Origin of the sequence: Paenibacillus sp. 32352 (assembly GCF_002042965.1) — a bacterium.
In the GTDB taxonomy this organism is placed as follows: Bacteria; Bacillota; Bacilli; order Paenibacillales; family NBRC-103111; genus Paenibacillus_S; species Paenibacillus_S vulneris.
On sequence record NZ_MZNT01000013.1, the window covers coordinates 47,226 to 71,461 of the forward strand.

A 24,236-nucleotide genomic window follows, 5' to 3' on the forward strand; every position below is an offset into this window, starting at 1 on the left:
ACCTCCATGAATTTTAAGGGCGTGTTACTATCGAACACACCAACAGTCTATGGAGAATCACCTAGCCGGAGCACGGTATTCACCTATATATATAAAATTAGACGGGTGCCTGTATGACAACCCGTACAAATGCTGTTTCGAACAAGCAACTTTTGGGAATTTCATGCGTCAAAATACATATCAATATTTCCCACTCCTGGAAGCTCCCATCGCCTTACCTGATCTTTCCTTCGGAAAGGAGAAGCTTTATGACTAAGCCGCTTCACGAAACCCAGCCGGACTCGGCCAGGGTAGAGAAAGCCGATTATATAAACCCGCTGCAGGATGCCCAGCCTATACAGAACGGAGGTTCATCCAAAAAAGCGGACATAGGCTCCATGCCCTCGCCGATCCGGTACTTCGGTTATTTCTTTTTCACCTCTGCCGCCGTGGTGCTTCTTGTCGGTTTGTTGATTCAGTTTTTGAAATAGCTCTTCGCCAGGATCATCCCCTGCGGCAAAAAAACATCAGCCTTATTAGCCCGAATGTTCGGACCAAGGCTGATGTTTTATTTTTTACAGGAAGCTTCTTATCCTTTTACAGAACCGACCAGGGCACCTTTTGCAAAATATTTTTGCAGGAACGGATATACGAGCAGGATCGGGATGGTGGACACCATGATGACGGCCATTTTGATCGTTTGCTCCGGCGGCTTGACGAAATCGTCGCCAAAGCCGGACGTATCGGCGCTGAAGGCACTGGCCACAATAACAATTTGACGCAGCAGCACCTGGATCGGCCATTTGGAGGCATCGTTCAAGTACAGGATGGCATTAAAATAAGTGTTCCAGTAATTGACCGCATAAAACAAGGAAATCGTTGCGATAGCCGGCATGGACAATGGAATGACGATTTTGAACAAAATGCCGAAATCGTTGCAGCCGTCAATTTTGGCCGACTCTTCTATTCCTTCAGGAAGATTCATAAAGAAGCTTCGCATGATGATCAGGTTAAACGCATTGACCGCGCTCGGCAGGATAAGGGACCAGTAAGAATCGACCAAGCCCAGCTCCTTAACGACCAGGAATGTAGGAATGAGCCCGCCGTTGAACAACAGGGTGAATACGACCAGAAACATCAGCACTCTGCGCCCGTCCAGGTCTCTGCGTGTCAAGCCATAGGCCATCAGGCAGGTAAGCACCATACTGACCAGCGTACCGACTACCGTAACTCCGATGGAAACTCCCAGAGCTTTATAGATAGCATTCGTGGATAAAATGTATTGATAGGCTTTGATCGTAAATTCCGTTGGAATCAGTACGAACGGCTTTCTGGCCATCTCCTCTTCCGTTGTGAAGGACGCCATGACCACATGCAAAAACGGGAGGAAGGTAATTAGCGCAATGATGGACAGCAGGATGATGTTGCCGATATCAAACATTCTGCCGCCAAACGTTTTATCTTGAACCATGAAGATGCCCTCTCTTTCTCCGGGAATAAATTAATAAATGCCTTCCTCGCCGATTTTTTTAGCCAATTTATTCGATAGAACCACCAGGAACAAGCCTACAAAGGACTTGAAGAAGCCTACTGCCGTACTGAAGCTGAATTGTCCCTGCTTCAAGCCTACGGTATACACGTAAGTATCCAAAATTTCCGCTACGGGACGGTTCATAGAGTTGAGCAGCAAATATACATGTTCGAAGCTGAGATCGAGAACGTTGCCTATTCTAAGAATGAGCAGGACGATGATGACACTCCGGATCGATGGAAGCGTAATATGCCATATTTGCTTGAATCGGCCGGCTCCGTCCATTCTTGCCGCCTCATACAGCTGCGGATCAATGGAAGCAATGGCAGCCAGATAGACAATCGTTCCCCAGCCCGCTTCTCTCCAAATAACCTGGGCAATGTACATGGGGTGGAACCATACGGCATCTAACAAAAAGTTGACCTTGGCGAAGCCGAAGAAAACGAGCAATTCATTAATAATTCCGCCATCCATCGTTAACATGACGTACGTAATGGATACGATAATAACCCAGGACAAAAAGTGGGGAATGTATACGATCGTTTGAACGATCCGTTTGAAAAACTGACCGGCTACCTCATTCAACATAATCGCCAAAATGATAGGTACGGGAAAATAAAAGAGTATGTTGTACAGGAACAGCACCAGCGTGTTTTTGAAAATAGTCCAAAACTCACTATCGGTAAACAGCTTTTCGAAATGCTTCAGCCCTACCCATTCGCTCCCCAGAATCCCTTTGTATGGCATGTAATCCTGGAAAGAAATGATTAAGCCGTACATGGGCAAATATTTGAAGATAATGAAATAGATCAGGCCGGGAATGATCATGAAATACATGTACCGGTTCCGGACAAGCCTTTTCATTAAATCGCTATTGGTTTTGGGAGCCTCCATCACTTTAGGCTCAGCGACAGTATTGCTCATAGTGATTAACTTCCTTTCCTTCCATAAGATCATCAAGATCAGCGGATTCCGGGGTAACGTAATGGCGGAGAGAGGCTCCTGACATGATCAGGAGGCCCTCCCCTGGTAGCACTTATTTATTTACCGCCGCTCGCTTTATAGGATGCGTTATATTCTTCCATGATTTTGGCTCCGCCGTCATCCTGCCATTTTTTGACGGCTGCCTGGAAGCCGGCTTCGTCAATGTTGCCAAGCATAAATTTGTACGTAGCGTCCTTGATGATGTCTTGCAGTCTCGCGCCTTTTTCGTTGTACGTTTTGGAATCCAGAGGTGTCGTCGGATCCTGGATAGCGAATTTCACCGCTTCATTGGACAGATTGACGGCTTTCTCTTGTGCCTTCAGCGTGTACAGCGATGGAAGGATATTGGTGGTGTCCGCCAAAGCTACCGTCAGGTAAGGCTTTTGCTCTTTTTCCTTCAGCTTCTCATCCTCGCCTGGCTGTACCTTACCGTCTTTCAGCGTGTAGTGTGTGCCCTCTACGCCGTATTTCAACAGGTTAGCGATTTCCGGATTGAAGAATTTGTCGTAGAACGCCAGGATTTGCTTCAGTTCCTTCTCTGTTTTTACAGCGGATTTAGGGAACACAACCAAAGTTCCGTAGCCTGGAATCCCCCAAGTGGTCGGTTTGCTGTTGCTTGGGCTTGTAAATTGGTTCAATACATCATATTGAGCTTCTTTTATGTTTTTGGACGTTTTATCCTGAATCGTCAGCACGTCCTGCATGGAACCGATGTACATACCCGCTTTACCGGTATACATCATGTTTTGCTGGTCGGTTTTACTCGTTACCGGGAAGTCCTGGTTTATCAGGCCCTCATCGCGAAGCTTCTTAATGAACTTCATCGTATCCATGTAGCCTTTGGTCATGAAATCAGGAACCAGCTTGCCGTCTTGAACGCCCCAACCGTTCGGAGTTCCGAAGTAAGAAGCTAATGTTTTGAACGAGCCGTAAACCAGATCGTTACGGTCTGCAAGGCCTAACGTTTTACCGCCGCCCGCAAAGTCAGCTTCCTTGAATTTTTTCAGCATATTGTAAATGTCGTCGGTTGTTTTCGGCTCAGGCAAACCAAGCTTGTCGGCCCAGTCTTTCCGGTAGATAACCCCTTGACGCGCGATCGGTCTTTCTTGATACAAGGAGTAGATTTTACCTTCAACCGCCGTATTTTTAAGAACGTCCGGATTCAACTTGCTTAAGTTAGGATAGTCCTTCAGATACGGCCCGATTTCCCAGAACTGTCCGTTCTTGATCGCATCGCGGAGCAGCACGAAGGAGGACTGGTTTTTCAGGTAGGCTGCCTGAGGCAAGGAACCGGTTGCAAAAGCGGCTTGGAATTTCTCGTCATAGGACCCGTCCGGAACCCATTGGAATTCGATTTGGCTGTTCGTCTTCTCCTCCAATATTTTCTTTATTTTATCGGAAGGGACTTCAGGTGTAGACAAGTTGGCCATGATCGTAATCTTAAGCGGTCCTTCATTTTGAGCAGCTCCTGAATCTGCCGCCTGTTTGTTGTCCGTTTTGGCACCGCCGCAGCCTGCCAGGATAGTAGAAAGGGCTAGTACCGTGGCGCAGGCCATACTGGTTCTTTTCACATACTTCGGATTCATCTTCAAATGCTTCGACCTCCGTTTGTTTTTCGTTTGTTTTTTTGTATGTTTTCGTTGCTGGAGCTATCATATAACGGGAACCGTCATTACAACTACAATCATTGACTCACACCCGCATGAAATCCTTGTTCTATCAAGGTTTCTGGGCATCTCGGGCGAGGCAGGTTAAATTCTGCACATCCCCTAATATGGCTGTAATTCGGGCATATCGAATGGTATTCATCCTTGCCTAGCGCAAAATAACCCAACAAAGCAGGGCCTTAGCGAAACGGATTCAGTTGCTTTGTGGGGAGAACCATTATATCGCAAAAAAAAGACCGTCATCACAGATGACAGCCAAAAATACTAGGGATTATGTTTTTTCCGGTACGCTTCGTTAAATTCCTTAATGATATCCCCCCCGCCGCGGCTCTCCCATGTCTGAAGCTCATTTTGAAAAGCCGTCAGGTCGATCTTGCCAAGGATATAATTCAGTGTGGCATCGGTGATGATGTCCGATAAATTGGCTCCCATAAGATCATACGTCTCCGAGGACAACCCTTCCGCAGCATCACGAATCAGCATTTGTTCATTATCCTTAATCAACCGGTTCGCTTTGAGCACCAAAGGATCCTCCTCATCCTTCACCTTCATCAAATTCGGGTTATGCATCCCCCCGATGACAAGAGAAGTTAAAGGCAGCACCTCCGTGTCATGAAGCTGATTCATGGCTGCCGTTACCGTGATTTGCCCCTGAACGAGTTCATAATGCCTTCCTTCGACTCCATATTGAAGCAGGCTGCTGATCTCCGCTCCCATGCTGCGATCAAAAAAAGCAAGAATATGCCGCAGCTCCTCCTCGTTCTTGATGGCTTTCTTCGAGAACAGGAACATCCCGCTGTAGCCCGGATTGGACCATACTCCTTCGCCCTTCGGACCGCGAATCCGGTTGATCAGGGTCAGCTCGGCGTTCGGATCAAACTTCCTCAGCTCATTTTGCAGACGAGGTGCGTCCGCCATGCTGCCGATATAGCCTCCCGCTTTCCCGTTGATCAGCATATATCGCTGAATTTGCTTGCTGGTTACGGCGAAATCCTTATTGATCATATTTTCGCTGACAAGCCTTTTCATGAAATTCATCGTATCGAGGTATTCCTTCGTTTGAAAATCCGGAACCAGGGTCCCGTCCTGCAGTCCCCAATTATTCGGAGTTCCAAAATAGGAGCTTAAGGTTTTGAATGCTCCGTAAGTAAGATCTCCACGATCTGCAATGCCTATCGTATCATGGAGCCCGTTCCCGTCCGGGTCCCGATCCGTGAACTGCTTCAGCACCTGGTACAGCTCCTCGATAGTCGCCGGCTCCTTCAGATGCAGCCGCTCAAGCCAATCCTTCCGCAAAATAACCCCCTGCCGCGAAGCAGGCCTTTCCGTATATAAAGCATAGATTTTACCTTGAACACTTGATTCGTTAAGGATACTCTTGCTCAACGTTTTTAAATTCGGATAAAACTCCAGGTAAGGGCCGATTTCCCAGAACATGCCGGAACGGATCGCATTTTTGACGTACATATAGTCCGATTGGTTCACATAAGTCACTTGCTTTAAGGAGTTCGTTTGCAGTGCGTTTATCATTTTTTCCTTATAATTGTCATTAGGAATCCAGTCCAATTCGAGCTTCGCCTGGGCGGCCTGCTCTATCACCCGAAGCATCTCCTGCGGGGGAGCCTGATTCTGATGCAGGGGCACCATGATGCCTATAGGCTTAGTGCTAATGTCTTGGGTGCCTGGCTGCTGTTCCTTCGGCATGCAACCGTTCCATAGGAAAGCCATTAATGCGAAAGCGATTACAACTAAAATCGACTTTGTTCTGCTTTTTATACGCATAACCATGCTATCCTCCCCGCGTTACTCCTGATTTCATTATACACGATTGCCGATTTGTATGAAATCATTGCTCCATTGGAGTTCCATTGGTAAGATAGAATCGTCATCCCATGTCGAAAGGAGGAGGATGCAGGATGCATAGATTCAGCTATTTAACCAGACTCATTTTATTCGGATGCATCTTGTGCACCGTTCCCGTCATCTTTATTGGCATCGTTTCCAATCTGCAATCCTCCAACGAAATTCAAAAGCAGGTCAACCGCGGGCAAATTCAGCTGCTGACCCAAATGAATTCCAATGTCGAGCAGGTACTAAGAACTATTAACCACGCCTTCGATCAGCTGGTGAACTCCCCCGTTATGGCCAAAGTATTAAATGAGCCTTTTACGACGGACGATTTCATGCTGTACAAGGATCTACGCAAGGAAATCAGCAATACCCAGTCGTTCTATACGAAGGTCGAAGATGTCGTCATCATCAATATCAAGCAAAACTGGATGATTAAAAATTCCGGCTTCTATACGTTCAGCAATTATTTGCATCATTTTCAGCTCCTCAATCAGATGCTGCTTCCCAATTCCTTCTCGTGGGTGTTAAACCCGAGCATCTGGTTTTATAGTGAGGAAAAAGCAAACGCTGCCACTTGCCCTTATACAATCAGTCTTGTCAAAAAGCTTCCGGACCAAAGCTCGGATAAATTCGGCCTGGCCTTTACGAACCTGACCACCTGCAGCTTGGCGGAGATGTTAAATTATGTTCCGAGGGAATCGGAAACCGTTATCATTCTGGATGATCAGGAGCGCATTCTGTATCACTCCGATCCTTCTATGATAGGCAAGTACGCCATTAATACGGAGTTCATCAAGGATCCGTCCATATTCTCGCAGCCTTCGGGACAATTCCAAACGGAAGTGAACCACAAAAAATATACGGCCACGTATCTGCGCTCGAGCTATAATAACTGGATTTATTTATCCATTATCTCCATCGACAGCCTGACGCGGGATTCCAAGCAGATCGGCCGATATACGCTAGCGGTTTGTCTTATCATCGTTGCCGTATTTCTTATCATCGCATGGCTTCTGTCGAGACAGATGTATAACCCTATCGAACGGCTCATGAGAGAAGTAGGAGGCAAGCTTCCGAACGGCGGCAGGCTCCGCAATAATGAATTCGATATTATCAGCCACCAGGTCCAGGATTTGTTCCGCTCCAAAACACAGCTTGAAAAAGAAGCGCAGCAGCATCTCCAGCAGGCTCTCGCCTATTTTCTGATCAAAATGTTCCAGGGGAAGGTGCGCCGGGCGGAGCTTACGGAAAAAATGGAGCTGTTCGGGCTCAGCGAAAAGCTTAATGAATGGCAGGCATCCGCGGTCATCACGCTGCAGATCGATACGCTGGAGCATACGCGCTACGGCAAAGAGGACCTGGAGCTGCTCTTGTTCGCCATCAACAACATTATTGAAGAAATCATTCCTGCCGATGTCCGCTTTCCGCCGGTATTCATCGAACAGACCCAGGTGACGATGATCGGAAGCAAGAACCAGTCGCTGGAGGAGTTCAACAGCTTCATGTACTCCTTGACCGAATCGATTCAGCAGACGGTTCAGCACGTTCTCGGCTTGCAAATCAGCATCGGTATCAGCCTGCCGTTCGATGATCCGAAAAAGGCGTCTGTCGCTTATCGTGAAGGCTTGGAAGCATTGAAGCAGCGCATCCACTTGGGCGGCCAGGTCATTATTTCTTACGCCAACATCAACGAAGGCAAGCATCAGCTGCATCTGGACTATCCTTTTTTAACCGAAAGCGATCTTCTTGACGCTATCCTGCTGGCCGACGAGGAGAATGCCAAGCATCACCTGTCCCAGTTCATGAGAACCATCTTCAAGCATGAAATGACGCCGCAAGAGTATCAAATATCCATGGTTCGCCTGTTCACCAGCCTGATCGTCGCGATGCAGGAATCCGGCGTAACCTTGAATCAGCTGAAGCAAGGAGACGGGGACGTCTCCCTCTACGAGGAGTTAAATCGGCTGCAAATGACGACCGAAATCCAGGACTGGTTCTGGACCCGCATCATTTCACCGCTGATTTCGATATACCGCGACCGCCAAAATTCACAATACCACAGCATTTCGGAAAAAATTATCGATATGATTCACAAGCATTACGACACCGATCTGACGATTGAGGAATGCGCATCGCAGCTGCACTATAACGCCAACTATTTGAGCGGGATTTTCCGCAAGGAGACCAACACGACCTTCAGCGACTATTTATCCGCTTACCGGTTTACCATTGCGAAGAGATGGCTGACGGAGACGGATATGACCATCAAGGAAATATCGGAAAAGCTGCGCTACATGAATTCGCAAAATTTTATCCGCTCCTTCCGAAAGGTCGAAGGCATGACGCCGGGGCAATACCGCGAATCCTTCCGCAAAAGGGGACACTAAGCTAGTCCGGGCCAAATCCCGGACTTTGCTTTTTCAGCCTGAGGGTATAATCGGAATCGTTCCCAGACAGCACTTCATAATAGTTGCGGATCGTGTGATTGCTCATAATTGTGGAACGGTTGAACCGGATTCGATACAGCCCTTTGACATGGCTGTATTCCGCTCCCTTCAACGAAGGGGGCAGCACCGGAACGAGATCGGAGCTGTTCACGATTCGGACGGAGCGGCGAATGTGGCGGGAGAATGCGGCAGCGAAGGCAGCGTTCCCTACCTTAGGCGAACCGAAGGTAAGGAGCAGCGGATCGCTGAACCTGGTATTCACCGCGACATCCAAGGCACACAGCGTGGCAATGGCCCCGCCCAGGCTATGGCCAGCGATCCATATTTCTTTGCCCGGCGATACGCCGCGAAGATGAGCCAGCACCTGTGCTCTTATGGACCGGCCATACGTTCGTGCAAATCCCCGGTGGACCCGTCCGCCCGAAGACATGTAGGGGAATGCGACTTGAGCCGTGTCCGTATCGGCCAGCAGCTCGGAGATCGTCTCCGTCCCCCGGAATACTAGGATCACCGTGCTCTTCGATTGAAGAATCATCCCTGCGTACGGATTTTGCCGGCTTCCTAACACCTTTGCCAAATGAAACCCTCTTGGCGTTACGCAGCGTCCGTTATTTTTGTACTGCTCTACCGCTTGATACACGGCGGCAGCCAGGAAAATCGCCTTGTCCGTCATCCATTTACCGCCCATACCTATCCCTCCCTTGAGTAAGACTGCTTGTATAGCATTTTATTCAAGGACAAGAAAAAGCTCCTCGGCTACCGCCGCGAACGGCGTAACCGGGGAGCTTGTATGTATGGCATATCGTTTGTTTATACGTACGGATTGTTTTCCTTCTCATAGCCGATCGTCGTCTTGACGCCATGGCCCGGGTAGACGATGGTATCGTCCGGCAGCTCGAACAGCTTCAGATGGATGGAATCCATCAGCTCCTCCGTTCGCCCGCCCGGCAGATCGGTACGGCCTACGGACAGCCTAAACAGCACGTCGCCGCCAAACAAGTGCGGTCCGATAAGGAAGCTTACACTGCCCGGTGAATGGCCAGGGGTATGCATAACCTTGATTTCGAGCCCGAGCAGCTTCAATACTTGCCCTTCATCCAGCGCATACTCGGCAGGCTCCGTTACAATCGGGCCGCCAAGCTCTGGCCATCTGGAGGAGCCGTTGTTCTTCGGATTGGTCAGCCAATCCGCCTCGGCATCGTGCAAATAAACCGGACATCCCTTCAGCTTCCGAATCTCATCCACGCCGCCGATATGGTCAAAATGAGCATGTGTCAGCAGAATAGCCTCGATCTGCAAGCCTTCAATCCGCTTGATCAGGGGCTTGGGATTCATCCCGGGATCAATAATGATGCCTTTGCCCTCCTCCGGCCTCGACAGCAAGTATGCGTTGGTGCCAAGGGGTCCCAAGGAGAACGCTTCGATCTTCAATCCTTCTAAGCTCATCCGTCACTCCACCTTAAAATGTTGAAAGAAGGTCGCGCAATTCCTTGACGATAACGGCATGATAGCCTGTGCCTTCCCCATATTCACGTGCCATTTCCTGGCGCGCCATTTTAATTTTCTCATCATAATCCGGCGCGTTGCGATCCGGGTTCTCTTGCTTGAACTTCGTCATGACCGCTTGAACGTTGCTAGGACGAGGTCCCCAATGTCCGAGCACATGACCGCTGAAATCGGTGAAAATTACAATCGGAATCGCTTCGCCGCCGCCGGTCAAAAACTGGGCCATGACATCCGGATGTTCTTCCTTAATAAGTACTTCTACCGGAATACCCGAATTTTCTAGCGCGCGGAATACAACGGGCACGTTGCGCACCACATCGCCGCACCAGTCGGCCATGAGGATCAGACAGCGAAGGTCGTCGCGGTTATTCAGCGAGTCGAAGAACTCCTTGTCGTCCTCGTTTTGCCAAGCAAAGCTGTCATACCATTCCATAAATTTCTCCTGGTTCTTCGTCATCCCGTCGATGAACTGCTGCGGCGTCAAGCCGGTACGGAGCTTATGGGACAAATTTTTACTCATAGCATAAAGCCCTCCTTATGGGTTGGTATACTTTTCATTTTATATAAAAAAGAGAGGCTAGGCAATAAAGCCCCGCTTCGAATGGAAGCGGGGCTGCATCTATTTGCTGCTGTGGCTGTTTTCTTTAATAAGCTGCTCAATCCTTGTTACTTCCGAGGCTGTAAGCAGCGACTTCTTCGATTTATGTGTTTTGATCAGGTGCGCCAGTCTATCTAGCTTTACCGTAGCGAAGGCCGGGCTTTTGCCGACAATATGAGAGTTCGGATGCGTGAAGCAAAGCACACCGACCAGCTCCGGATTCAGCTTCGCCGAGCGGAACAGCTCCTTGAGTATATGCTCATGACGGTACAGCTGAGCAGTCGGGTCGGCGGAATGCCCTTCCTTGCTGCGCTCTACGCCCTGCGAGGTAAACACAATCTCGCCTGACCAATGTTTGGAGTCAATATGGAAGACTCCGTTCGGGCCGATCACGATGTGATCGAACTCCTGGGAGCTCCCGCCTGCCCGCACATGCCGGCTGTTCAGCACACGGTACTCGCTCCCGATATATTTAAGCTGATGAGCCGTGCTCTTCTCCCCTTCGTCGCCGTACTTGGGCTCGCTTTTTTTGCGCCGCAGCAGCTTGAACAGCACATAAAGTACCGTCAATGCGACCGAACCGATAATAAGAGGCGTCGTATATTTAGAAGCGTACTCATCGATATGCTCCCAATTCGAGCCGAGGGTGTTGCCCAAATAGACGAACAGGACCGCCCACGGTATCGTACCCAGCAAGGTATAAAACAGGAATTTCATCATAGGCATGCGAGCCATCCCCGCAGGAATGGAGATCGCCTGTCTTACGACAGGAATGAACCGGGCCGTGAACACCATTCCCGCACCGTATCTATTAAACCAGTCTTCTGCAATATTAATATAGCGCATTTTCAGATGAATATATTTGCCGTATTTCTCTATAAACGGTCTTCCGCCGTATCGGCCGATCCAATACAAGAACACTTGCTGAATAAGACAGCCCAGCGTACCAAAAATGATGGCACCCAGAAAAGAAACGCTTCCCTGTGATACGAGATACCCCCCGTAAGAGAGCACAATTTCACTAGGGATGACTTCAAGCATCAATCCAATCAGTATTCCCCATACGCCTAAATCCTGAATAAACATTAACGCACTGTGAATCAGATCCTTTAACATTCTTCTCCAGCCTCTTCCTCTCATTTTCGGGCAAGCCCGACTTGTCTCCAATCTATCCTATTCTATCACAAAGCTGTTCATTCATTCCAACCAACTGGCCGGCATGAAGAGACAAGCCGAAGCATACATTTAGTACAAACTAGGGAAGGCGCGAAAGCGGAGTAAGGCACTGGGCTTACTGAGGCGCCGCAAGAAGGCAGGGATGATCATGTCCAAAATAGTCGTAGTCAGTAAAAAGCAGCTCCGGCATTGGGCTCTTATAGGCTTGCTGGCGCTGGGCACGTTAGGTGCGGCGTGGTATTGGGGCTACAGCGAGGCGAAGACGACCGGCGGCTCTATCGCACCTCAGGGGGAAACGCGGACGATCCACCTCGTCACAGGGGAGTTCAAATCGACCGACGCGAACGGCAAGACCATTGAGGCCTACCGCTGGGACCCCGGCACCATTCATGTCAGGCAGGGCGAGAACATCAATCTGAGTATTTTTGGCGTCAACGGGGCGAGTCACCCGTTTATCATTGACGGCCTTAATGTAAAAGGCGAGGTCAAGAAAGGCAAGGAAACCGTCGTCTCCTTCCATGCCGATAAGCCCGGCACGTATCGCATCGTTTGTCTGTCCCACCCGGATATTGCACATAACGGCCCTATGGTCGGATATATCATTGTGGACGCCTCAGATGCCAGACTAAAGCCCTGAAGCACGAGCATGCTTCAGGGCTTTTTCACGCCATGCGTTGCCGCCAGGCAGGGGCACATGCACCCTCTCCCGCATACGATACGGTAGGAAGGAGAGAATGAATGCCCATGAATCCTGCAAACAAAGTTAGACATGACCAGTCATATCCTACCGCGCGCAAAATCCGCCGGGCCTGCTCCCGGGAATTATACCGTGCCCGCAAAAAAATCAACAAATGGATCGCACCCGATTTGGTGGAAAAAGCCGATGAGCTCTATTACAAAAAGGTGCTCATGAATCTAACCTGGATAACAGAAAACAGCAGCAACCGGAAGCTGTTATCCGATTGGTGGGATGAAAACGTATGCCCCGAGATCGCCGAGCTGTGGGAAGTAGAGCCCGCTGTGCTGGGCAAAGCGTTCAGGGAAGCATTCGGCGGCTGACTCTTGCCGATCCATACGGAGATCAACGACCGGCCAGGTCGGCAATAGCATCCGACTCGTACACCGTAACGCCGGGACGGTTCAAGCGGGCCGCCCGGATCATGGCCTCCGCTACGATAGATCCGGCAATCGGCTTGTATTTGCGCATCAGTCCTTTAAAGAGGAAAGGCAGCAGGCTTGCGGCGGCCTCCCCCATCCGTTCTGCGCGCCGCACCTCTTCCCTCTCGCCCGTAAGCAAAGACGGCCGAAAGACGGATAGCCCGGGAAGCGGCAGCTGACGGAGCCGTGCCTCGGCGTCTCCCTTGACCCGGCTGTAGAAAAACAGGGAGGACGGATCGGAGCCCATCGCCGTCACGATCAGGAAGTGGCGAGCGCGGTTCGCCGCCGCCAGCTCGCCCAACTTCACCGGGTACTCGCAGTCCACCTTGCGGAACTGCTCCTGGCTCCCAGCCTTCTTGATCGTCGTTCCCAAGGTGCAAAAGACGTCCGCCCCTTCCCACAGGGATGAGGCGATATCCAATCTATCATAATCGACGACAAGCTCCGTCAGCTTCTCATGCCGTAGTCCGGTCGTTCTCCTGACAATTGTGTACACTTCCTGGCAGCCGGAATCGGAGAGGAGCCGATCCACCAGCGCCTTCCCAACCATCCCCGTGGCCCCGGCGACTATTGCCTTCTTGGTCATAAGCCGATCCCCTTTCCCTCGTCAATCAGATTAAAAAAGCTGCCGGGTGAGCGTCCCGACAGCCTTCTCTAATGCCTACAATTACTTGGCAGCAGGCTGGAAAAATTCCAGACGTTCTCCGTCCGGTCCGAAAAAGAAAGCAATCAAATCCCCATCAAGAATTCTGCGCGGGGTTTCGTCCATCAGCTTGACGCCCAACGACTTCAGCCGGTCGATCTCCGATTGAATATCGCTGACGGTAAAAGCAATATGGTGCACAACGCCGTTATCCGGAAGCCCCTCGCGGCCGCGGCCGACCAGCTCGATCTCGATTTGCTCAGAACCCGGGAAGGACAGGAAGCCGAGCTCAGCGCCGTCTGCCAGCGCTACCCTCTTTACCAATCTCATTCCCAATACTTCCGTGTAAAAACGGATAGAAGCGTCCATATCCTTTACCATGACTCCAATATGCTCCAGCTTATGAATCATTCTGAACACACCTCTCTCAATGTGGAAATCTCCGTCAATCATTACTTGTTCTCGATTGAAGAATATCATGGACAAGCTCTAAGCGCAATCTATTCCGTTCCTAATGAAAGCGTGTTTTTCAGCGGTCATTCTAGCAGATCTGCACACGATTCTAACCAACCATCCTTCCTAATTTTTGGTATAAAAAAAGTGTTGTAGATTCGTGTCGATTTATATATACTTAGCCTATTCTTTCGAGGTTTATCGGAACAAAGGAGACATTGTCACCATGGATCTGCCATCAATGGATATGCTGTTGTTTTTAATCGCGGTCGGCTTCATAGCAGCCTTTGTCGATTCCGTTGTCGGAGGCGGCGGGCTTATTTCTGTGCCCGCATTGCTGCTTACAGGACTTCCTCCCAGCATGGTGCTCGGTACCAACAAGCTCGGCGGGACCTTGTCCTCGGTTACGAGCACGATCTCGTTTCTGTTCTCGGGCAAAATTAACGGCAAGCTGGTGCTCGCCTTATTTCCGCTGTCGTTTATAGGTTCGGTGCTCGGCACCTATGCGGTTCATTTGCTGCCCTCCGCTTTTCTCAAGCCGTTAGTCATCATCCTGCTTGTCGTTGTACTTATTTATACGTTGTTCAAAAAAAATTGGGGGGCCAACGCCACTCCGCGCCCGTTAACCTCTGCGGCCAAATGGGTCTGCGCCTTGTGCGCCTTCGTACTCGGATTTTACGACGGGTTCTTCGGTCCCGGCACAGGCTCCTTCTTGCTATTTTTGTTTCTGCTGCTCGGCTTCGATTTTGTCGGCGCCTCGGCCAATGCCAAGGTGCTGAATATGGCCAGCAACATTGCGAGCCTGGCCTGCTTCTTCCTGCTCGGCTCGGTCCATCTCGGGTACGGGGTACCTATGGGACTCGCTATGATTGTAGGGGCCTTTGTTGGCTCGAGGCTGGCCATCCGGCACGGCTCCCGTTATGTAAAGCCTTTGTTCATCGGCGTAACCGTCTTGCTGATCGGCAAGCAAATTTGGGATTTACTGCAGTAGAATAACGCTCTTCCGGCAACAAACAAAAAAACGGCTCCCGGTTCTCCTTTTCTACTTAAAGGACCGGCGGGCCGTTCTTGGTTTATATGGCGAAATACCGTCCGATTTCATGGTTAGCTGCAGAAAACGGAGATAGTATTCAAATAATTCATCCTGACATGACGTACCTGGTTGCGGAAAAATTCCTGCAGCGGATCGGTAACAATATAAGGATCATCGACATTGCGCATGTCAGCCCACATGCACTCCACGCCTTTACCTCCCGCGTTTCCCGCAAACATGCTGCAGCCTTGGCAAAACGATTGGCGCTGGTCCTCATCGAGCTTGACGACCTTGTTGCGAAGACAGCAATAAATATTTCCATCCTGATCCTTGTAGTTAACATGGTTAATGGTTTTCATAAATTCCACCCCTTCGAGACTGAAGTCTGAATGTAATATTTATTATATAAACCGATTGTTAATTGTATGAACCCATTTTATTAAGCTTTTTTAAAATTGCTTTCCACAATCCAGATAAATGGCCAGAGCCGGCAGGCTTTCAAAAAAAGCTTGAAATTGCCGAAAAAAGGAAGTAGAATGGGATTTGCCTAATTAACGTTAGTTAGGTTAAAAACAAAATCAAGGAGAGTGCTTCCATGACTATGATGAAGATCAAAGAGGCGGCGCTGCGCCTATTCGCCCAAAAAGGATACGAGGCCGCCCCTTTATCCGAAATCGCTAAAGAAGTGGGAATCAAGACTCCTTCTCTATATGCGCATTTCAGAAGCAAAGAGGATCTGTTCCTTGCCGTCTTCGAGGATGTCCTTCAAGAGCATCTTGGGCGAGTCGCCGCATTGGAACAACTCATTAACGGGATGGATGTTCACGAAAAGCTGTATACTATCCTCAAGGATTCGTGCCAGACCTACTTGCTAAGCGAGGACAGTGTAACCTTCCTGAAACGCGCGATGCTGTTTCCTCCCGAGCCGCTTCAGCGGGAGCTGCAAGGACGGTTCCCTGTGTCGGAGAATGCGCTGTCTGCAGTTCTTAGAACCATCTTCGAGGAAGGCATGCAGCAGGGCGTCATCCGGAGGATGAATACGGACGAGCTTATGGCATCTTACTATTGCTTGCTGGATGGTACCTTCATTCAGAAGCATTACTATAACCACAACGATTTTGAACGCCGAATCCAAAGCATTTGGCGATTATATTGGCAGGGCATCATAGTCCAACATCACGAGTAAAGGGAGCTTGGTTTCATGGCATGGGTGTATTTGATCATTGCCGGTTTATTTGAGGTCGTATGGGCTGTAAGTATTAAATATATGAACGGATTTACCAAGCTTGTGCCTTCCGCGGTAACCGTCGCCGGCATGGCGGTCAGCTTCTATTTCCTGTCCCAAGCTTTAAAGTCGCTTCCGATGGGTACCGCCTATGCGATCTGGACGGGAATCGGCGCGCTGGGTACGGTCATCATCGGAATGTTCTTCCTGGGTGAACCGAGAGATGCGATCCGCATTCTATTCCTGCTGCTGATCATCGGCGGCATTGTCGGCTTGAAGGTCACTGCGTAATCCCTTAAATGAAGAAGACCGGAAATCATCCGGTCTTCTTCATTTACTCATAAGCCTTGGCAAATTGCGTATGATACAGCCGCGCATACAATCCGTCGAGAGCTAGCAGCTCCTCGTGGCGGCCGTTCTCAACCACCTGTCCCGCATCCATAACCACAATTCGGTCGGCCGATAATATCGTGGACAGACGATGGGCAATGACGAGCGTCGTCCGCCCTCTCATCAACTCATCCAACGCAGACTGCACGTAGGCCTCCGACTCCGAGTCCAGATGCGAGGTGGCTTCGTCCAGCACCAGAATGCGCGGGTCCTTCAGAATGGCACGGGCTATCGCCAGCCGCTGCCTTTCGCCGCCCGAGAGCCGATGCCCCCGCTCCCCGACCATGGTATCATAGCCTTCCGGCAGAGACAGGATCATCTCGTGAATGTAAGCCTGCTTGCAGGCAGACTCGATCTCCTCCTGAGCGGCATGCCGCTTGGCGAACTGCAGATTATCGCGGATCGAGGCGTGGAACAGGAACGATTCCTGCGTAACAAAAGCGACCTGACTGCGAAGTGAATGCAGCGTGACCTCCTTAATATCGAAGCCGTCAATCTCCACCGTTCCGGTGGTAGGGTCATACAGCCTGCCCAGCATACCGATCAGAGTAGATTTGCCTGCCCCGCTAGGACCCACGATAGCGACGACTTCCCCCGGTAGCGCCTCGAAGGATACATCATTCAGCGCATACTTGCCAGGCTGATACGCGTAAGAGACGTGCCGGTACTCCACTTTCCCTTGAACGGCGGGAAGCTCGCGGGCCGTCAGCGAATCGGTCACTTCCGGTTCCATATCCTCATATTCAAAGATCCGCTGGAACACGCCCAGCGCCGTAGCTACCTCAACATGAAGGTTAAGCAGCGTGGAGACCGGACCGTACAAACGCCCCAAGTATTGGGTAAACGCCACGATACTCCCGATCGTCATGGCTCCCGTCACTACGTTCCAGCCCCCGTACATATAAATGAGAGCCGTCCCGATCGGTCCCAGTATACCGAGCATCATCCCGTACCAGCGTCCGACCAGATTCAGGCGCAGCTCCAGATCCATGACCTTCTGGTTCAGCTCGCCGAACTGCTTTTCCTGCTGCTGCTCCTGTTGAAAAATCCGGGTTAACAGGGCCCCCGATACGCCGAAAATTTCTCCAAGCTGCGACGACATTTCTCCTCTTACCCGCTGGGTCTCCCCGCGTAAGCGCTTACGAACCTCAGAAACCTTCCGAACCGGCAAAATAAATAATGGAAGAATAACTAACGCCAGCAGAGCTAGCCGCCAATCCAATGCAAATAATATCACCACGGTCGTAACCACGATAACCGATTGCGTAACGGCGGATACGACGACCGTCGTTACCACATTCTGTACGGCGAGCACATCGCCCGTCAGACGCTGGATAATCTCCCCCGCTTTGGCATCCGTGAAAAAGCCCATGGACTGGCGCTGCAGGTTCGCGAATAAGGAACGGCGCAAATCGCGCATAACCCCTTGGCCTACCTTGGTATTCTCATGGTTTTGCCATACGCCGAGCAAGCCGCCAAGCAGCGGAAGCAGCACCATAAGTCCCACCATTTCCAGCAGCAGCATTTTGTTGCCTTGAGGAATTGCCGTATCGATAATTTCCTTCATGATGAGCGGCGGAAGCAAACCGATCATGGAGGAAACGAGAGCCAGCAGCAGAATAGCCGCCAGCTGCCAGCGATACCCCCGAAACAAGCTATAAATGCGTTTGACCGATACCTCCTTGAAGGAAGCCTTGCCCCGGCTTTGCAATAGTTGACGGTTGCCCGCTTCCCAGCGCGCCCCTTCTCCTCTCATCTCTCGCCCTCCTGACATGTCTTTATGGATACCGAATCAACAGGAAACGCCACCCGGATTGCGGCTACAATCTCCTTGGCCATAACCATGACCCGGTGAAGCGAAGTGCTTTGCAGAGTCGAATATTTTTGTCCGCTGTCTACATTCACGATGCCTGCTATAGAATAATCGCCGACGGCCGGAAGCTGCTTGCCGAGCGATTTCCCGGGCTCCATCGGTTGATTGGACACTTGGTACGACGCTACGGAGGCATGCTGGCCCAAGCAAGCGTCAATGGCGACCACCTTGCATCCCGGAGGAATATCGGCCAATCGTTCGATCATATTGCTGGCGTCTACCGGAGCTTCCAGCGTCCCCATCACATGCGGATACCCCGCTTCCGTGAGCATAGTCCCGACTAGCGGTCCCAGCGCATCTCCGGTAGACCGGTCCGTGCCGATGCATAAAAACAGGACCTCGCCGGCATCCAGCTCCGGCTCACGTATCGAAAGCAGGAATTCAGCCAGCTCCTGACCCTTCACCTTTTTACGCAGGACAGGTATGGCTTCCCCGTTTCCGTTCATGTCCTCCCCCCTCCCGTATATTTTCTAGTCTTTTTTTCATTGTATCACAGCGGAACCAACATTTGTTGTTCTGCCGCAGCCCATGATATAATGCCACCAAACGGTTGTCAAAAGGACGGGGATCTGACTAATGCCCATCATCAAGCTGCTCGCCATTCTGACATTCGCCTATTGGATTTTCATGCTGTGGGATACGCTCCAGGCTCGCAAAAGAATGCTGAGCCTTCCGCATGCGCCGCCGGATGCATACCCTGCTGCTTCCAATAGTCACCAAGCGAGGCTGAACCCGACGTTTAGCTCACAGGATTTTCCGCTGGTATCTGTCGTTATTGCCGCCAAGGAGGAAGAAGCCTCCATCGCGGAAACGGTCCGGCATCTGCTTCATCAAACTTACCCGCGACTCGAAATCATAGCGGTCAATGACCGTTCGCAGGACGGGACGGGCCGCAAGCTTGAGGAGCTTCGCAAATGGTCGGAAGGCAAGGAGAGCATCCGCATTCCTCTGCAAATTATTCATGTCACGACGCTTCCCGCAGGATGGCTCGGTAAAAACCATGCCCTGTATCAAGGCTATCTTCAGGCCCGCGGTCAATATGTGCTGTTCACGGATGCAGACGTCCTGTTTCGGCCCGATACGATCGCCGATGCCGTTCATTATATGAAAGCCAACGATGTCGACCATCTGACACTGGCTCCGGACATGATCGTAAAAGGCTTCTGGCTGAAGGCATTTGTACGTTACTTCTTTTTTACGTTAAGCCTGTATATTCGCCCATGGCGCTCCAATATCGACAGCCAGCACAAGCATGGCATGGGCATCGGCGCTTTCAATCTGCTGACCCGCCAAGCCTATGAAGCGATCGGCACTCACCGCGCTTTCGCGCTCCGGCCCGACGACGATCTGGTCCTCGGCAAACGGGTTAAACAGGCACGGCTGAGGCAGCGGCTCGCTTCCGGCCGGGAGCACATTGCCGTCGAATGGTACAAGAGTCTGGGAGAAGCGATCCGGGGACTGGAGAAAAACTTGTTTTCAGGCTTTCATTATAAGCTCGGATTAGCGTTCCTGGGGGTTGTCGGCCAGCTGGCGCTGTTCCTGTTCCCCTTTCTTGCCCTGTTCCTTGCCGGCGGATGGGCTTCGTGGCTATTCGGCGCTTCGATTCTTGTGATGCTGTTCGTTTACTTCCGGCTCGTTCATTCATTGACGGGGAGTGTCGGAAGCGAAGTGCTGGTATTCCCGCTAACGGTCGGACTGCTGAGCTACATAGTAATCCGATCGGTCTGGCTCACTCTTCGCCAGGATGGAATTCATTGGAGAGGCACCTACTACTCGCTGGACGAGCTAAAAAAAATGCGCCGCTAAGTGCGGTCATTTTAACAATATTTTTACACCGGACATCGTTATGATATTATAAAATAAAGAAAAGAGCGCGGGCTCCGGTTCTGCGCCGTCAATAAGGGAGAGCTGACCATGACTCATTTATCCAACAAGCAATTGATTTATGTTACGGGCGTCATGCTGCTGACTTTTGTTCTGATTGTCGCTTATCAGCACATCCATGCGTAACCATTCATCGGTCCTTATAGATTGATCACATAGCAGAAAGCCGCTTGCGTCCGTAACGCAGCGGCTTTTGCCTTTCTATCGGCGCTGCAGCCCCAACCTATCCGCCATATGCTGTACCAAGGACCGCAAAGGATCGCCTAAACGGATGCCGCAGGCCCGTTCCGTATGCTCTGCTGCCTGGACCATAGATAGCTGGGCGGCCCATACTTGTCTATCGGGGTTGTCTTCCGCGAGCCTTTGCAGCCCAGATGCAACCAGCTCCGTGTACTCCACCTTCCTCCCTTGCATCAGCAGCTCAAAGGAAGGCTCAATCGTTTGTGAGTGCAGATCCAGCCGCCTGCCCTGCTGCTGCGCATAGCGAATCAGACGCTCCAGCGTCCCCTGAACGGTCGCAGGATTGGTAAAGACAAGCAGTGACGGACGATCGCTGCGGCAGATCGCCTCGAACAAAGGGTCATCCAGCTTAATCACGGGGATGCCGTAATTCAGCCCGTCCGGCATATGGGCCGTAAAGAAGGTACAAGTGATGAGGACGGCATCGACATGGGAGGCCGCTATCCAATCCAGCGTCTCCTTGATCTTGTCCTGCGCCTTCTCCAATGTAAAATAAGGATCGGCTTTGCGCCGATCCACTCCCGGGTCTACATAATGAACCAGCTCCACGCCATACGGCGCAAGAGCCTGCTCTATGATATCAATATTCGAATAATGAGCGTGATAACAGCCAATTGTAATGGGCATTTTATCGCTCCTTCCTACTCAAATGGCAAAGGATTACCGCCAGCAGACGGAGCCAGGTCTGTTTCCTTCTTGGACGCAGGAGCTCCATAGGTCACTCCGCTGACCGTATTCCCCGCAGCCGGGTTTCTGCCTGAGCTGCTTCCGCTGCGGATGCTGTTAGAGCTCGAGTAGCTTTTTCCATATGTATTGGTTGAGGTGGAGTCCAAGCTATCCCAAGCACCTGAGCTCGCATGATCCGTATCGTCACCTAGCTGCTGCTTCAAGGCTTTACTCGCCTTTTGCAGCTCTTCTTTCTTAACCACTACATAGGGGCTTTCCCATTCTCCCTCTAAATGAACATAGTTAATATTAGAAGGGTTCATATTAAAGTATGTACGGATCATATCACGAATTTGCGATGAAGGCACGTCCGTGTTCATGTGGTTGCCCACCGTCTCTATCATTTGCGACAGCTTCGTGATGCCTCCCGCCGACTTTACGCTTTTCAGCATTTCATTCAATACCTGCTGCTGCCTCGCATTCCGCTCGAAGTCGCTCGATTCCTGCGTATTCATATTCGACTTGCGGTACCTGACGAAATCCAGCGTCTGCTTGCCGTTCAGCTTGGAGATGCCTTTTTTCAAGTTAATATTCGTACCGTCCTCGTCGTCTACATAGCGCATATCCATGTCTACGTTGATCGTAAGTCCTCCCAGCACATCGACCGCCTGCCGAAAGCCTTCAAAATCAATGGTGATCGCATAATCGATCGGGACCCCCAGCACCTCGGAAAATACGCTTTTCGTCTTCGCAAAGGCTTCCTCTTTATTCATATTATAAAAGTAGGGATAGTAATAATTCGCTTTTCTCTCCGGAAGCCCCTTCGGGGACAGCTGCGTATCCCGTGGAATCGAAACCAGCGTCGCCGACTGCGTATTCGGATTCACGCTGACCACCATGATCACATCCGAATTCAAGCTGCCTGTATCTACACGATGGTCAATTCCCATCAGCAGTAATGTAAGCGGTTTTACTTTGGCCGACTCTGCCTCGGCAACAAGCTCCGGCGTTCCTATTTTCTCAATGACTTCACTGGCGTCCTTATATAATACGGTGGCATAGATGCCAACGCTCACCACGCCTATCAATACGCAGGAGAGCGCAATCTTGACGATCCTTCTCAACATATCATCGTCCCTCATTTCCCAGAAAACCAATGCCTAAAATTATATAAGAAAAACCTTAAAATAAGCTGACAAAAAGCTTAAAATTTCGTTATTTCCCCATAAAAAGGGCTAAAGCCTGTCTTATTCCAGCCATGGATTTCATAATTTCGTCATAATTCCAGTGTATTCTGTAAAGAACTGTGTGTTTCTGTAATTTCTTATTACGACAAAAAAACAGACCAATCGCCTAAGGTAATTAGACGTGTTGGACTGTTTATTCCCATCATAGCTATGGTTCTAGAAAGGTCAGCGGACTTGCTTGGGCTGCTCCGTATTCGCGCTTACCGCTTCAATGCTTTGCATCGATTGGGTAAGCTGCTCCTGGACTTGCTTCAGCTCCTGCTCATGCTGGTGGTGATGCAGGGAAATTTGCGCGTCCAGCTGGCTTTGGGCTTGCTGTACGGCCCGCTGCGCCGTCTCCAGCTGCTGAATGGAGCTGGCCAGCTTTTGTGGATTGGATTCAAGCTGTGCATGCCGGACGGCCATTTCTGCATCCTTTGCCACTTGAATGGCTTTTTCGGCATTATCGACGACATGGCGGAGCGGCATTTGGTGTTGGTTAACCTCTGTCAGAAGGACCACATCCTTTCGGTTCATTCTCAAACCTTAAGATGCACCGAATCCGCCTAAATCATTCCGGACTCAAGCCCGCTTCGCTCATAAATGACAAACTCGTAATCATACGGATTTTTTTCGTCACGAGGCCCCTTTTCTCTGGAGACGATAGTCCAGCCGGAAAGATCAAGCTCGTCCAAAAACGTATCGGCCTCAAACCGATGCGCAATTTCCGTAATATACATTTTGTCTGCATAGGGCATGAACAACCGGAACACTTCCGCTCCGCCGATCACGAATAGCTCGCCGCTCTCCGAAGCAGCTCCGTAACGTTCCAGCGCCTCCTCGACGGAATGTACGACTTCACAGCCTTCTGCTGTAAACGCACGGTCACGGGTCAAAATAACATTGCGCCGTTTCGGAAGCGGCCGCCCGATGGATTCGAACGTTTTGCGTCCCATCAGGATGGTATGGCCGCTGGTGACTCTTTTGAAGAAAGCAAGATCTGCAGGCAAATGCCATGGCAGCCTATTATCTACTCCTATACCGCGCTGCTCATCCATGGCAACAATAAACGAAATGATCATATTTCAAGCCTCGATTCCATATTGAATGGCCTTGACCGAAGGAAAGAACGCTTTCAACTATCAAGGCGTAGGACAATTATCCGTATGATATCACGGGCTCCGATCTACTTTCAATTCAACCACAACCGCATCATGGTCTGCTTTCGTTGATGTTTTATAAATATAGTAATGCTTGGAGCAGTAGCCCTTGGATACGGCATTTCGGCAGCAATTCACCCATTTGCATTGTTTGGGCTCTTTCTTTGATTTTTTTCTCACCATATGCGGACTACCGGTTCTTAGCAGCCTTTGATGATGCATGGAGCATAGATTTCTCGCCTTAACCAGGCGCTGGCATCCTTCCACTATACATACCTTCATCATTATCGCGATCCCTCTTCATTGTGTGTTAGTGGCCATGATGTCCATGGAACCTGTTATTAAGCATATAGTCTTCATTATTATACGGTTTCCCGTTCATTCCTAAAAATCCGGTGAACCTTGAAGAACGAAGCGTAAAGCGATCCCTGGGCCCAGATATAGCCCTATCTATCGATTTCTTCAAATGAGGTTAACTAATTAAATCACTATTCGAAAAAGCTCAGCGAATTAAGGGAATACATAGGTCTTCCAAATTTCGGAGGT

Annotated in this window: 25 protein-coding genes and 1 pseudogene; 8 read left to right on the plus strand and 18 right to left on the minus strand. The window is 50.3% G+C overall.

The window, feature by feature from the left end:
* Nucleotides 1–248 precede the first annotated feature (248 nt).
* Nucleotides 249–470, plus strand: a complete 222-nt coding sequence (locus B1728_RS26380) for a hypothetical protein (RefSeq protein WP_079913416.1) — start codon at nt 249–251, stop codon at nt 468–470.
* A gap of 98 nt (nt 471–568) precedes the next feature.
* On the opposite strand, the gene B1728_RS26385 is transcribed toward B1728_RS26380, so the two are convergent.
* The 4 genes from B1728_RS26385 to B1728_RS26400 all read right to left on the minus strand — a co-directional run bounded on the left by B1728_RS26385 (nt 569) and on the right by B1728_RS26400 (nt 5,949).
* Nucleotides 569–1,450: a carbohydrate ABC transporter permease gene (locus tag B1728_RS26385; protein WP_079913417.1), complete on the minus strand. Its 882-nt coding sequence runs from the start codon at nt 1,448–1,450 to the stop codon at nt 569–571.
* A 30-nt stretch (nt 1,451–1,480) separates the two neighbouring features.
* Entirely contained in the window at nt 1,481–2,434 is a 954-nt protein-coding gene (locus tag B1728_RS26390; RefSeq protein ID WP_079913418.1) for an ABC transporter permease, read from the minus strand.
* 116 nt (nt 2,435–2,550) lie between these two features.
* On the minus strand, nt 2,551–4,080 hold the full coding sequence (locus B1728_RS26395; protein WP_079913568.1) for an extracellular solute-binding protein: 1,530 nt from the start codon (nt 4,078–4,080) through the stop codon (nt 2,551–2,553).
* A gap of 345 nt (nt 4,081–4,425) precedes the next feature.
* Entirely contained in the window at nt 4,426–5,949 is a 1,524-nt protein-coding gene (locus B1728_RS26400) for an extracellular solute-binding protein (RefSeq protein WP_079913419.1), read from the minus strand.
* Nucleotides 5,950–6,077: 128 nt separating this feature from the next.
* Between B1728_RS26400 and B1728_RS26405 the strand changes: the two genes are divergently transcribed.
* Nucleotides 6,078–8,399: an AraC family transcriptional regulator gene (locus tag B1728_RS26405; protein WP_079913420.1), complete on the plus strand. Its 2,322-nt coding sequence runs from the start codon at nt 6,078–6,080 to the stop codon at nt 8,397–8,399.
* Between the two features lies 1 nt (nt 8,400).
* Here the strand turns inward: B1728_RS26405 and B1728_RS26410 are convergent, their stop codons facing one another.
* The 5 genes and pseudogenes from B1728_RS26410 to uptA form a co-directional block, all read right to left on the minus strand.
* Nucleotides 8,401–9,147, minus strand: coding sequence for a lipase family protein (locus B1728_RS26410; RefSeq protein WP_079913421.1), 747 nt, complete (start codon nt 9,145–9,147; stop codon nt 8,401–8,403).
* 122 nt (nt 9,148–9,269) lie between these two features.
* The gene (locus tag B1728_RS26415; RefSeq protein WP_079913422.1) at nt 9,270–9,905 is read right to left on the minus strand and encodes an MBL fold metallo-hydrolase; all 636 of its coding nucleotides are present in this window, start codon (nt 9,903–9,905) and stop codon (nt 9,270–9,272) included.
* 13 nt (nt 9,906–9,918) lie between these two features.
* Nucleotides 9,919–10,485, minus strand: coding sequence for a thioredoxin family protein (locus B1728_RS26420; RefSeq protein ID WP_079913423.1), 567 nt, complete (start codon nt 10,483–10,485; stop codon nt 9,919–9,921).
* Between the two features lie 99 nt (nt 10,486–10,584).
* The gene (locus tag B1728_RS36985; protein ID WP_256865527.1) at nt 10,585–11,106 is read right to left on the minus strand and encodes a nuclease-related domain-containing protein; all 522 of its coding nucleotides are present in this window, start codon (nt 11,104–11,106) and stop codon (nt 10,585–10,587) included.
* A pseudogene (uptA, locus tag B1728_RS36990) lies at nt 11,083–11,679 on the minus strand (undecaprenyl phosphate transporter UptA); the annotation flags it as partial. The pseudogene uptA and the gene B1728_RS36985, both read right to left, overlap by 24 nt.
* 208 nt (nt 11,680–11,887) lie before the next feature.
* On the opposite strand from uptA, the gene B1728_RS26430 reads away from it, so the two are divergent.
* Together B1728_RS26430 and B1728_RS26435 are read left to right on the plus strand one after the other, a co-directional pair.
* A complete protein-coding gene (locus B1728_RS26430) occupies nt 11,888–12,376 on the plus strand; it encodes a cupredoxin domain-containing protein (protein ID WP_079913569.1) in 489 nt (162 codons plus the stop codon).
* A 107-nt stretch (nt 12,377–12,483) separates the two neighbouring features.
* Nucleotides 12,484–12,798, plus strand: a complete 315-nt coding sequence (locus tag B1728_RS26435; protein ID WP_079913570.1) for a dehydrogenase — start codon at nt 12,484–12,486, stop codon at nt 12,796–12,798.
* 22 nt (nt 12,799–12,820) lie between these two features.
* Here B1728_RS26435 and B1728_RS26440 read toward each other — a convergent pair whose 3' ends face one another.
* Both B1728_RS26440 and B1728_RS26445 read right to left on the minus strand, forming a co-directional pair.
* Nucleotides 12,821–13,483: an NAD(P)H-binding protein gene (locus B1728_RS26440; protein ID WP_079913425.1), complete on the minus strand. Its 663-nt coding sequence runs from the start codon at nt 13,481–13,483 to the stop codon at nt 12,821–12,823.
* An 81-nt stretch (nt 13,484–13,564) separates the two neighbouring features.
* Complete coding sequence (locus B1728_RS26445) at nt 13,565–13,951, minus strand: VOC family protein (RefSeq protein ID WP_079913426.1); 387 nt, start codon at nt 13,949–13,951, stop codon at nt 13,565–13,567.
* A gap of 268 nt (nt 13,952–14,219) precedes the next feature.
* On the opposite strand from B1728_RS26445, the gene B1728_RS26450 reads away from it, so the two are divergent.
* A complete protein-coding gene (locus tag B1728_RS26450; RefSeq protein WP_079913427.1) occupies nt 14,220–14,984 on the plus strand; it encodes a sulfite exporter TauE/SafE family protein in 765 nt (254 codons plus the stop codon).
* Between the two features lie 113 nt (nt 14,985–15,097).
* Here B1728_RS26450 and B1728_RS26455 read toward each other — a convergent pair whose 3' ends face one another.
* A complete protein-coding gene (locus B1728_RS26455; protein ID WP_079913428.1) occupies nt 15,098–15,385 on the minus strand; it encodes a hypothetical protein in 288 nt (95 codons plus the stop codon).
* 236 nt (nt 15,386–15,621) lie between these two features.
* On the opposite strand from B1728_RS26455, the gene B1728_RS26460 reads away from it, so the two are divergent.
* Both B1728_RS26460 and sugE read left to right on the plus strand, forming a co-directional pair.
* Nucleotides 15,622–16,212, plus strand: coding sequence for a TetR/AcrR family transcriptional regulator (locus tag B1728_RS26460; protein WP_079913429.1), 591 nt, complete (start codon nt 15,622–15,624; stop codon nt 16,210–16,212).
* A gap of 15 nt (nt 16,213–16,227) precedes the next feature.
* Nucleotides 16,228–16,542, plus strand: a complete 315-nt coding sequence (sugE, locus tag B1728_RS26465; RefSeq protein ID WP_079913430.1) for a quaternary ammonium compound efflux SMR transporter SugE — start codon at nt 16,228–16,230, stop codon at nt 16,540–16,542.
* A 43-nt stretch (nt 16,543–16,585) separates the two neighbouring features.
* Here the strand turns inward: sugE and B1728_RS26470 are convergent, their stop codons facing one another.
* A complete protein-coding gene (locus B1728_RS26470) occupies nt 16,586–18,397 on the minus strand; it encodes an ABC transporter ATP-binding protein (RefSeq protein ID WP_079913431.1) in 1,812 nt (603 codons plus the stop codon).
* Nucleotides 18,394–18,960 (minus strand): spore protease YyaC, encoded by a 567-nt coding sequence (gene yyaC / locus B1728_RS26475; protein WP_079913432.1) that lies wholly within the window; start codon nt 18,958–18,960, stop codon nt 18,394–18,396. Before yyaC ends, B1728_RS26470 begins: the two co-directional genes overlap by 4 nt.
* 130 nt (nt 18,961–19,090) lie before the next feature.
* Between yyaC and B1728_RS26480 the strand changes: the two genes are divergently transcribed.
* The gene (locus tag B1728_RS26480; RefSeq protein WP_079913433.1) at nt 19,091–20,320 is read left to right on the plus strand and encodes a glycosyltransferase family 2 protein; all 1,230 of its coding nucleotides are present in this window, start codon (nt 19,091–19,093) and stop codon (nt 20,318–20,320) included.
* 279 nt (nt 20,321–20,599) lie between these two features.
* On the opposite strand, the gene B1728_RS26485 is transcribed toward B1728_RS26480, so the two are convergent.
* The 4 genes from B1728_RS26485 to B1728_RS26500 form a co-directional block, all read right to left on the minus strand.
* Nucleotides 20,600–21,265, minus strand: a complete 666-nt coding sequence (locus B1728_RS26485) for a hypothetical protein (RefSeq protein WP_079913434.1) — start codon at nt 21,263–21,265, stop codon at nt 20,600–20,602.
* Nucleotides 21,266–21,279: 14 nt separating this feature from the next.
* Nucleotides 21,280–22,431 carry an LCP family protein gene (locus tag B1728_RS26490; RefSeq protein WP_179136216.1) on the minus strand — a complete coding sequence of 384 codons (1,152 nt, stop codon included), beginning with the start codon at nt 22,429–22,431 and terminating at the stop codon, nt 21,280–21,282.
* Nucleotides 22,432–22,716: 285 nt separating this feature from the next.
* Nucleotides 22,717–23,067, minus strand: a complete 351-nt coding sequence (locus B1728_RS26495) for a hypothetical protein (RefSeq protein WP_225948590.1) — start codon at nt 23,065–23,067, stop codon at nt 22,717–22,719.
* Nucleotides 23,068–23,096: 29 nt separating this feature from the next.
* Entirely contained in the window at nt 23,097–23,612 is a 516-nt protein-coding gene (locus B1728_RS26500) for a dihydrofolate reductase (protein WP_079913436.1), read from the minus strand.
* Nucleotides 23,613–24,236 lie beyond the last annotated feature (624 nt).